A 10,864-nucleotide genomic window follows, 5' to 3' on the forward strand; every position below is an offset into this window, starting at 1 on the left:
TATTCCCTACCAGTATAGGCTCAAACATTGTTAAAATCAAGAAGAACCTTAGACCGTATTTGAAAATCTCAAGTACACCACTCCTAATATATGCAGGTCTCCATCCCCAGCATATGGGCAAGCATGGCAAGCTCTTCTGCCACATCTCCGTAAATAACAACAAAATGCGGCTCCCAGCCAGATTTTACGCTTTTCACAATGATATCCTTTGCATCATGGTCCGTCTTAACCACCACTGAGGTCCCGCAGAACTGCTTGGGGCGGTCAAGGGCTTCTCCTGACGCAATGAAAAAGCGGAAGCTTCCATCAGCCTTGCGGCCTACCCGGAAAATGGTAACCTTATCCCATGCCTGGCAGCCAAAATCCATGACTGGACCAATCTTGCGGTTAGGGTGTACTCCCACCTGTGCACCGGTATCCTTTCTTGCCAGGGTACAGGCCGCCATACCGCAATGCCAGAACGTGATGGTGCCCTCCTTTTCATCCATGGAAACTGGATCTCCGAAAAATGCGGCATTTCCTGTCAGTTGCATTCCGATGTACATGGACAGGGCGCCGTATACATCAGACTCGCAGCTGGCTGCTGTCCCCAATGCATTAAGCAGGGCCAGCACAGAACATACGGGAGTTCCATAGGAGGTGAAAAAGTCCGGCCAGCACCGTGAAGACAAGGCACCGATCTGATTCTCCGTCACATAATCCTTGTAAGCCTTGTAAAGCCTTGCAAAGTCCATTACGTTCCTCTCAGGCGTCTGATCCAGGCCCGTCATCATGGTTTTTGCTTCTTCCAGATAGGAAGAACACTCCTCCATCCTATAGGATTTGGCCTTATCAATAAGCTCTCTGGCTTCAATGGAATCCAGGGTCACGCCGAATGCACGCATCAATTCTGCATCCAAAGCCCTTCCAAATCCAAAACCCTGGGGAGTATGGCCGATGGAGGTCATCTTTAAATCCCTTAACCGGTGTTTTACCCTGGCTGCCCTGATGGCAGAGCCTACAACTGCAGCCACTGCATCTTCCTCCGGCGATCCGAAGACATATTCAAACTCACCGTCACGGAAAGCACAAAGTGCGTTGCCCGCGGAGTAAGCTCCGGTAAGGGAATTAAGTCTCAAACGGCCTCCGTCGATGACCGGCTCCCTGAGTGTCCACAAAAGCACCGGACAGGTGAAGCGCTTGAGGACTTCACTTGCATAGGCGGCGTTTGCAAAAGTGATATTCTGGAGGATGATGAGTCCCGGATTGATGGTATCCAGGTAGGTACACAGGTCATTTATGGACAAAAGCATTTTCTCCGGATACACTGCCTCCTCTGTCAGAGAAGAAATCAGACGGATGGATTTTTCAAATTCAATCTGGGCGCTTTCCAGATGAAAGGTAGGTACGCCGATTGGTATGTATGCAACTTCAAATTTCATATCTTCTTATCTCCTTTGAAATCAATGCTATATTCTTAACCGCATCTGGGAAACCTCCCATGTTATCCCGGTACCTATTTTACCAAAAGGGAAATGCCCGAGATAAACAGAAGCGCGTAAGTAATCATCATAAAGAGCCTTTGGCTCATTTTGACGTAAAGCCGGTTTCCCATGAACATGCCGGCCAGCAGGAAAGGAAGTGACATGGCCAGTATCCTGACCAGGCCCGGATTCCAAAGCTTCATGCGTATGTCATCCAGCAGTATGATGGTATTCAGCACCACCCAGACAGTGGAAACAGTTGCCCGGAAACTTTCCTTGTCCTTCAGCCTTTTTGTCATATATCCGATGAGAAGCGGGCCTCCTGATACAAAAATACCGTGTACAATACCGGCCAGGACCAGCAGCAGATACAGGGCCGGGGAAGTTTTTGTTTCCTGACCGTCCTTTGCCTGATGTAAATTCTTCATCACCGGCCCATTTTCTATCATCTCAAGTCCCTCAGTGCTCCCGGCTTCTTCCGCCTTTTTGCGTTTCAAGCCTTTTTCTCCGCCCTTCAGCTTTATAAGGCCCTGCTCGGAAAGAGCGATGACAAATACTCCCAGCATCCGGTAGAGCTGCTGCTCCTGCCCCACAAAGAATCCCTTTAAAAAAATCCCTCCCAGTATGCCCGCTGCCATCACTGCCACCACTTTCTTCAGTTCCCTCCAGCACACGCTTTTCCTGTGGCCTGCAAACACATAGACACCAGACAGCAGCCCCAATACGTTTAGCACTGGTTTGGCTGTGTTGTATCCCACCAACATCAGGCTGGGAGGCATTGCAAGGATGGTCCCGGCAAAGCCTGTGATTCCCTGGATGATGTTGGACAGCAATATGGTGAGAAAAAATCCTGGGTATCTCATAGGTGACTGTCCGGCTTCCCATGCTTTCTGCGTATCTCCTCAAACAAAGGAGCATATTCCGAAGACTTTAAGTAAAATGCCGGAGTATATCCCATAGAGGCCTCCACCGTTACATCCCCGCCCTTGTATTCTTCTCCTGTCCACAGGTGAATCCATTCTCCTTCCGGCAGGTACACCTCCCAGGTGACCTGCCCTTCCAGATATACAGGAGCCACCAGCAGATCGGGCCCAAGCAGGTATTCGTATTGGATGTTATACGCCCTTTCATCTTCTTCATAGTGGAGAAACAGCGGTCTCTGAACCGGGGTCCCCTTCCCGGCATTTTCCTTTACCAGCTTCTTCATGTAGGGAGCCAGCATGGTGTAAACATCCACCAGCCTTGCCAGCTGCTCCATGCAGTCCTCATCCTCGTAATACTGGAAATTGGTATCAGGACGGTTCCCCTCATGGGTGCGCATCACAGGCGTAAATACGGCCATCTCGGCCCATCTTAAAAACAGTTCCTTTGTCCTTGTGTTGTCAAACAGAGAGGTGTATCCGCCGATATCGCTGTGGTTTAAACCACAGCCTGTCATTCCGGAGCTTAATGCTGCGCAGATAACAGTTGCAAGGCCGTCATGAAGGGTAAAGTCCACGGACTGGTCTCCTGCCCACAGCAGGGTGCAGTACTTCTGGCTTCCGGCTCCTCCTGCCCTCATAAAGTACACTGCCTCTCCCAGCTTTCCGCTTTCCTTCACCGCTTCATAATTACATTTTGCCCAGAGGGCAGGCCAGCGGTTATGTTCAATCATGGGAGACTTCCCGCTGTACAGCTTGATGTCATCAGTCGGAAGATACTCCCCAAAGTCAGCCATCCAGCCGTCAATACCGAGGTCTAAGCTGTGCTTTTTAATCACTTCATTTTTATACCATTCATAGGCCTCCGGATTTGTCAAATCCACCACTCCGCAGTAAAACTCTCCGAAATCCACCAGGTAATCGCTTCCATTCCCTTTCGTGGCAAAATAACCTCTGGAATTTCCTTCTTTGTACAGGTCCCCGTCATTTACCAGATAGGGATTGATATAGCCAAGGAACTTAATTCCCCTGCTGTGAAGCTCTTCTAAGTGTTTTGGCAGATCCGGATACATTTCCTGATGGTATTTCCAGTCCCACTGAAGGCGCTTTCCAAAGGATGTGACCCTTTTTCCGCACCAGTCCTGGCACCACAGGCCGGACACCTTGATGCCTTTTTCCAGGGTCTTCTCAAGCAGTCCGAAGGAACGCTCCTTTCCGCCCTGCACCCCTATGATCAGGCCATTGTATACCCACTCCGGAAGCTCCGGCTGACGGCCGAAAAAGCCTGTCAGCCTTTCCAAAAGCTCCAAAAACGTTGGAGCCGCCTCAATGCGTATGGAAGCCGGAACCTCCCAGATCTGAAGCTCATGAAAATCCTTGTTCCTGAAATCAAAATCCGCATAGGCAGTGGAATCCGCATGAAGATAGTAATGCCTGGTGGACACAAAGGTTGGCTGTGGATAGTTGGTATTGTAATAATCCCCTCCTGCCTTATTTTCCACATCAGAGCGCCATGTCACATAGGTGGTCTTATCCCTTCCCACTCCCGGCTCAGAGGTCCATAACGGAAAATGCCTTCCTCTTAAATTAAAATAAGACATCTGCTCCCCGCAGCCATAGCAGCACTCTTCCTCGTCTGCATCCACCCTGAACCAGAACCGGTTAATGGACGGATTAATCTGCCGGAAAGAAAGGACAGCAAGGTCTCCTTCAACCTTAACTATAAGTACAAGCTGACCTTCCAGATCCATGGAAATGCCTTCCGGCTCCTCTGTGATTCCGGTAACCCTTAAGGGACGCCGCTCTGCCACATAGTCCTCAATCTTGTAATTGCCTCTGTACATATCCACGGATTCTTCCCCGTATCCCACATAAATCATTGGCTTGCCGCTTTTGCAGGTGAGTATTCTGCGGCCGTCTGCATTTAACTCCCAGTCCATTCCCTTACGAACAAATTCCATATGTAACCTCCGTCTGAAATTCATTAGAAAATCATTCTTCCTGTCCATGTTCTTTCTTTATTCCATCCATTTGAGCCTGATTCAGTGCCTCCACCTTCTTATTGATCCTGAGCATAGAAATCACCAGGATTACCGTCAATATCAGAATTACGCAGGAAATGGGGCGTTTAAAGAAAATAAAATAGTCTTTATCATAGCTCATCATGCTGGTTACAAAGTTCATCTCCATAATGTCGGCAAGAATCATCCCAAGCATCAAAGGCGTGGCTGAAATATCCAGTAAGGTCAGAAAATAGCTGAAAATCAGGATGGCCGCTGTCAGAACCAACTCCTTTGTGTTCCCCGTAGCTGCAAATGCTCCGGCAAAGCAGAAGATAATAATAACAGGTGCCAGGTAGGTATAACGCACCTGCACGATTTTTGCAACCGCACGGGTCAGCACCAGGCCAATGGGATACAGAAAAATGTTTGCCACCAGGCAGCCTATGATAATGGAATAGGAAATAACCCCCTGCTTGGTAAACATGGTGGGACCCGGTTGAATTCCATGAAGAATGAAAGCTCCAAGGAGCAGCGCCGTCACGCCGTCTCCGGGAATCCCCAGGGTCAGCAGCGGAATCATTGCAGAACCAACAACCGCATTGTTGCTTGCCTCAGCTGCTGCAATTCCTTCAAGACTCCCTTTTCCAAAATCCTGGGGACGCTTGGAAGCCCGGCGGCACTCATTGTAGCACATAAACTGTGCCACACCGCCTCCTACCCCCGGCATAGCGCCTAAAAAGGAGGCAACACAGGAAGAACGGAGGCAGGCCGGAATAATTGATTTGGCCTCTTTTAACGTTAATCCTTCTTTGTCAATTTTTGTGATATCCTCCAAATTCCCTTCTGCCAAAACAAAATCACGCAACTTCTGGACCACCTGGGTCAGTGCAATCAGCGCAATCATGGCGGGCAGCATGTCAATCCCATACCGCAGGGAATCTATGCCAAAAGTAAAACGCATTACGCCTGTCACCGCATCAGCCCCGATCGCTGCCATGAGAATGCCCAGAAGACCGGATATAATTCCTTTTGACAGGCTTTCGCCGCTTACTCCTGCAATCAGGGAAATGCCCAGGATTGCCATGGAAAAGTATTCCACCGACGCAAATTTTGACACCAGTTTTGTTATAAAGGAAGCACATACAAGAAGCAGCAGTGCTGAGAAAAGGCCTCCAAAGGTAGATGCAAACAGGGAGGTGTCCAAAGCCTTTTTTACCTTTCCTTTCTTTGCCAGGGGATATCCGTCAAATGTGGTTGCAATGGCTGAATTTGTTCCAGGTGTATTAAGGGTAATTGCGCTGATGGATCCGCCATACATGCCGCCTACATAAACGGCCAGAAGAGAAATGATGGCCGTATCCGGTGAAGAAAAGCTATAGGTAAGAGGAAGGAGTAAAATGATGCCAAGGGTTACACTGAGCCCCGGAATACATCCCACAATCATCCCCAGAATCAGGCCGCCAAGAATTATTACCAAATTACCAATCGTAAAAACCTGCTGCATAGCAAGCAGGATCTGCTGAATATCTCCCATAGCTCAACCTCCAAATCCCGGAAAACCCGGCAGCGAAACGTGGAACACATATTTAAACAAATAAAATATGCCGATTCCTGCTGCCACAGTGAACAGGTAAATAAACGGCTTCCTCTCACCGCAATAAAATAACATCAAAGGAAATACAATGACTACTGCAGGGATAAATCCCACCTTGATTGTCAGGACAGTAAATATACACAGCAATAAAATCATAAAAATACATGGCTTCTCTTTTTTCCAGTCAAACTCCATAACCTTATCCTTTTTAAATATTAAGCTTTGTATCAGCAGTACAGCGGAGCAGATCAAAATTCCTACAAGACAGATACCCGGGATAATCCGCGGGCTGGGCGCACCTGAGTCATACATGGGAAGACGCACCTGAGACGGCATTACAGCCAGCATAGCGATACTGAACAGTCCCATGATAAGTCCGGACCAAAAATAAGTTTTAATCTTAAATTTCACTGAATTACACATCCTTTCTCCAATTACTGCAGAAAACAGCAAGGAGGGTTTTCCGGAGGACCCCCTCCCAGCTTATCTTCCAGCCGCCTCCTACTGCTGTCCGCTCAAGGTGTCAAATGCAGCAACTGCCTTGGCACATGCTTCTTCCAGATGTGCTTTTGCGTCTTCTCCATACACCTCAAGCTTATTCAGCTTAATCTCACTGATCCAGTCACTGTATTCCGGATCGGCCCATACATCTTTGGAAATCTGAGCAACCTCATCTATCCATGCCTGATCTGCACCGGTACGCGCTGCAATAAATCCGCCTGCCGCCAGAATAGAGCCTGTATAATCCATGGATGCATTCAGCTCGGGAGCCTTCGCATCACCGGCAATTCCAGGAACAGTAATTTCACCCTCAGGACTCTTAAAGCCTTCAAACGCATTATGGGAAAATGCAAGGATAGGAACCATTGTCCCTGCCTCTACATCCTCCAGCGCAACCTGGGTCGTGCCAATAAACACATCCACTTCACCATCAGTCAGGCCCTTTTTCTGGGCAGCGCCTCCGTCATAAGGGACTACCATAACCTTGCCGCCTTCCAAGGCAATGAGAGAGCCTAAGGCCAGATGGGGATCAGACAATGGATTCCCGCCAGACATCTTGATCCCTCCATTCCTGGATTTTTCTAATATATCTGCCAGGGTGGTGCCAGGTTTTCCGTACATAATCCAGGTTCTGTCATCTATGGATGCAACCGGATAGATGTCACTGCGGTCAAAATCCACTACCTCGGTCTGATATTTCCTGCCAAGATCATGACGGTATGCCACGCCATAGCCGTAAACCAGAAGCTCCTTTGCGGACGGCTGTAAATCGGTGTAATAGTTTGCCGCAGAAAAGCCGTCGCCGCCTGTCATATTTTCTACGATAAAATTGTATTCCGGATGGACCTTACCGGCAACCAATGCATATTTTCGTGCAATGGAATCAGCGGTGCCGCCTACGCCGTAAGGGCATATGATTTTGATGGTTTCTCCGCTTCCGCCGGCTGAAGCCCCGGATGACGCTTTGGAAGTGTTACCGGATGGTTCTGATTGTGCAGCAGATGCGCCGCATCCTGCAAGAGAAACTGCTGTTACAACTGCAAGTGCCATTGATAATATTCTCTTTTTCATATATAACCTCCTGATATATTGTTCGTTTTTGCCTCTTTGTTCCCTTAATACTTAAGTTCCTTATTTTCTCCCAAAAGCCCCGGAACAGCCCCCTGCCTGATTAAGGGTTCCCGTTCCGGATGGACAATAACCCATTTGTTACGCTGCAAAAGCAGCTTCCCCTCGTCCTCCACTGCCTCCGGCTTACACTCCAAAGGCGTATTTGTTCCCCTGGGAAGGATTACAATATCTTTAAAACCCTCATCTTTTACCCGGCAGGGTGACAAGTGGAGCGTGGTCTGGTACATCTCAATGGCTGTCCCCTTTTCCACAAAGAACACCTTCGCATCCTCCACCTTGTATGTATTATCCTTCATCTCCCAGACATGTCCCAAAACCACCATGAAATCCGTTACCGCAATATTTATCTCGCTGGCTTTGTGATATTCAAATCCATTGTACGTGGTATTTCTTCCATTACAATATCCTACCTGTATGTCCATACCGCCGTAAAAACCATCTCTTAAAAAGGCTGCCCCAGGCACCTGTTCCATATCAGGAACGGAAGCCAGGTATATGTTGCCCTTTTCCGGTATGGAAGACTTTTCTTCCATGTATGATACCATGTCCGAGAAATCATATCCTGTCACCACCCGTCCGTATGTTTTAAATTCCTCACTAAAGACGGAGTGGACTGTCACATCATTGACTTCGTTTAACCGTTTAATTGTCATATCGCTCATGATCATCTTCCTCTGAATCTCCGGACAGCCTTTATTTCCAGACTGCCCTCTATGCTTTTACCACTTTTATGGAAGCGCAAAAATCCTCTTTTCCATATCCGGCCTCTAAAGCCTTTTCATAAACCTCCCATGCTGCCTGCTCCCCAGGCATAGGAAAATCACATTCACCTGCCAGCCTCATACAGATATTTATATCCTTTGCCATATTCTCCACGGAAAAGGCTGTGGTATAATCCTCTGCATCAATAAAGGCTTTCTTGGAATCCAGATAAAAGTTCTGACCTCCGCCATAGGAAATAGCCTCCGCATAATCCATAACAGAAATTCCGTTTTTCCCTGCTAAGGCAATGGTTTCATTTACCCCGTTCTGAATTTGGGACACCAGGGCATTGTGACAGATTTTCATTACCAGCCCCTTGCCGTTTTCTCCCATGTGCTTTACATTTTCTCCCATATAAAGAAGGATAGGCCGCATGTTCTCATAGGTATTCTCATCGCCGCCCACATAGATTCCTAACTTACCTGCAATGGCTGCCGGCTTTGACTTTACCACGGGAGCATCCAGGAACTCTGCTCCTGTCCTTTTCACCATCTCTGCAATTTCCACAGATACGCTGGGATCGATGGTGCTCATATCAATACAGGTTTTTGTAGAATCCAGTACCTCCAGGATTCCCGTGTACACTGCTTTGGAGTGCTCAGACTTGGGAACCATGGAGATGATCACATCAGAAGCCTTTGCCAGCTCCACGGAATCCCCGCATGCCACAGCTCCTTTGGACGCCAGCAGGTCTGCTTTTTCTTTTTCAAAATCAAATACATAGACTGTGTCATCATGTTTTTTTACTATATTCTCGCTCATGGACTCTCCCATGATGCCAAGTCCGATAAATCCTATTTTCATAACCGAACCTCTCCTTCTGATTCTTTCCTCGCGCCCTGCTATTCTGTAATGGTGTTATCCCATGCATTGATAAAAGTTTCAATTCCCTGGTTGGTATAAGCATGTTTCATGGTATCCTGATATACCTCCAGGCCGGTTGTTACAATGTCGGCTCCTGCCACAGCGCAGTCCACGATCTGTTTGGGAGTACGGATTGCCGCACAGATAATCTGTGTCTTTCCGTAAAAGCCATAATTTTTATAGATATCCACAATATTTTGTATGTAAGCCTTACAATCCTCCCCGTTGGCTTCCTTCCAACCGATGAACGGGGACACGAACAGGGAATTGTTCTTAGCGGGAAGAATGGCCTGGGCGGTTGAAAATACCAATGTTACATTTGTACGGATTCCTTCTGCCTCCAGCTTTCTGGCTGCTGTCACTCCAGCCTCTGTTGCAGGGATCTTGATTACAAAGTTAGGACTGATTGCGGCAATCGTTCTTGCCTCTGTTATCATTGCCTCTGCTTCATTCAGATGGGGATTGATTTCCACTGATACGGGAAAGCGCTCATATCCGTCCAGTCCCTCTGATTTAATCCAATCTGAAATGCCATGGATTGCTGTAAGAAATGGTTTTCCGCTAAGCATAATATGTCTTGGATTCGTCGTTACCCCATCAATGCCAAATGTGTTGTAAGCAAACTGAATCTCATCAAGCTTTGCACTGTCTAAAAAATACTTCATGTCCTAAATCCTCCTTATTTCGATTATTATTTTATTAATTCTATTAATTAATCAATTTTACCAAATGTTTATCTTTATGTATTATGTCTTTAATATGGAAATTTATTGTTAATAATATAGTAATAAAATCCAAATGTCAATGGGTTTTTATATTTTTTTTCCACTTTGTCATATTGTTTAATTCATTTAACTAATTTTATGCAAATTGACGAGAACGTTCATTATCTGTTCATGTTAAATATCCCTTTCCCCTGGCTTTTAACAGCGGTCATTTCTTCCAGACCCCCATGTAATTCCCTTACTGGTTATAATTTTCAGAAAAAGACAGCAAGCTAAATAAACTTTAAGACAGCCTGTTATCCTTCATTAAGGTTTTTTCTTTATGATTGTTTTAATACAATAAAAAGGAGGCAGATTATGATTGAAGAAATATTAAAGTACAATGATGTTTTTGTAAGCAGTGGTAGTTATAAGTCCTTTGCCACAAACAAATATCCCAGAAAAAAGCTTGCCATATTAACCTGCATGGATACCCGGCTGGTGGAACTTCTGCCAGCCGCACTTGGAATCCATAACGGAGATGTAAAGTTAATAAAAAATGCAGGCGGCGCGATTTTGGATCCTTTCGACTGCACAATCCGCAGCCTGCTGATCGCAATTCTGGAATTCGGTGTGGAAGAAATTATGGTTATCGGCCATACCGACTGTGGAGCAGCCGTCATATCCTCCGAAACCATCATCACTCATCTGCTTAACCGGGGCATTGCAAGGAATACCATAGGAAAACTAAAAGAGAATGGGGTGGACTTTGACTCCTGGTTCCAGGGTTTAGAAAACACGGAGCGCTCCGTTCAAAAATCCGTTTCTTTGCTTAAAAACCATCTTCTCATGCCATCCAATGTAGTCATCCAGGGCTTTGTAATGGATATTTCCTGCGGCAGGCTGGACCCGGTTTCCTGAT

Annotated in this window: 10 protein-coding genes; 1 reads left to right on the forward strand and 9 read right to left on the reverse strand. The window is 46.9% G+C overall.

Annotated elements, in window-relative coordinates:
• Nucleotides 1-83: 83 nt before the first annotated feature.
• The 9 genes from ACYVD3_RS17640 to ACYVD3_RS17680 form a co-directional block, all read right to left on the reverse strand.
• The gene (locus ACYVD3_RS17640; RefSeq protein ID WP_460643800.1) at nucleotides 84-1,421 is read right to left on the reverse strand and encodes a fucose isomerase; all 1,338 of its coding nucleotides are present in this window, start codon (nucleotides 1,419-1,421) and stop codon (nucleotides 84-86) included.
• Between the two features lie 74 nt (nucleotides 1,422-1,495).
• On the reverse strand, nucleotides 1,496-2,326 hold the full coding sequence (locus ACYVD3_RS17645; RefSeq protein WP_460643801.1) for a TSUP family transporter: 831 nt from the start codon (nucleotides 2,324-2,326) through the stop codon (nucleotides 1,496-1,498).
• Nucleotides 2,323-4,323, reverse strand: coding sequence for an alpha-glucosidase (locus ACYVD3_RS17650; protein ID WP_460643808.1), 2,001 nt, complete (start codon nucleotides 4,321-4,323; stop codon nucleotides 2,323-2,325). The genes ACYVD3_RS17645 and ACYVD3_RS17650 overlap by 4 nt, the downstream gene beginning before the upstream one ends.
• Nucleotides 4,324-4,375: 52 nt before the next feature.
• On the reverse strand, nucleotides 4,376-5,920 hold the full coding sequence (locus ACYVD3_RS17655; RefSeq protein WP_460643802.1) for a tripartite tricarboxylate transporter permease: 1,545 nt from the start codon (nucleotides 5,918-5,920) through the stop codon (nucleotides 4,376-4,378).
• A 3-nt stretch (nucleotides 5,921-5,923) separates the two neighbouring features.
• Nucleotides 5,924-6,391 carry a tripartite tricarboxylate transporter TctB family protein gene (locus ACYVD3_RS17660; protein WP_460643803.1) on the reverse strand — a complete coding sequence of 156 codons (468 nt, stop codon included), beginning with the start codon at nucleotides 6,389-6,391 and terminating at the stop codon, nucleotides 5,924-5,926.
• 90 nt (nucleotides 6,392-6,481) lie between these two features.
• On the reverse strand, nucleotides 6,482-7,552 hold the full coding sequence (locus ACYVD3_RS17665) for a type 2 periplasmic-binding domain-containing protein (protein ID WP_460643804.1): 1,071 nt from the start codon (nucleotides 7,550-7,552) through the stop codon (nucleotides 6,482-6,484).
• A 44-nt stretch (nucleotides 7,553-7,596) separates the two neighbouring features.
• On the reverse strand, nucleotides 7,597-8,265 hold the full coding sequence (locus tag ACYVD3_RS17670; RefSeq protein WP_460643809.1) for a DUF4867 family protein: 669 nt from the start codon (nucleotides 8,263-8,265) through the stop codon (nucleotides 7,597-7,599).
• Between the two features lie 58 nt (nucleotides 8,266-8,323).
• Nucleotides 8,324-9,178, reverse strand: coding sequence for an NAD(P)-dependent oxidoreductase (locus tag ACYVD3_RS17675; protein WP_460643805.1), 855 nt, complete (start codon nucleotides 9,176-9,178; stop codon nucleotides 8,324-8,326).
• Between the two features lie 38 nt (nucleotides 9,179-9,216).
• Nucleotides 9,217-9,903 (reverse strand): transaldolase family protein, encoded by a 687-nt coding sequence (locus tag ACYVD3_RS17680; protein ID WP_460643806.1) that lies wholly within the window; start codon nucleotides 9,901-9,903, stop codon nucleotides 9,217-9,219.
• 417 nt (nucleotides 9,904-10,320) lie between these two features.
• Here ACYVD3_RS17680 and ACYVD3_RS17685 point away from each other — a divergent pair, with 417 nt between their 5' ends.
• Nucleotides 10,321-10,863 (forward strand): beta-class carbonic anhydrase, encoded by a 543-nt coding sequence (locus ACYVD3_RS17685; protein WP_460643807.1) that lies wholly within the window; start codon nucleotides 10,321-10,323, stop codon nucleotides 10,861-10,863.
• The last annotated feature ends 1 nt before the right edge of the window (nucleotide 10,864 follow it).

The organism is Lacrimispora brassicae, assembly GCF_054772055.1.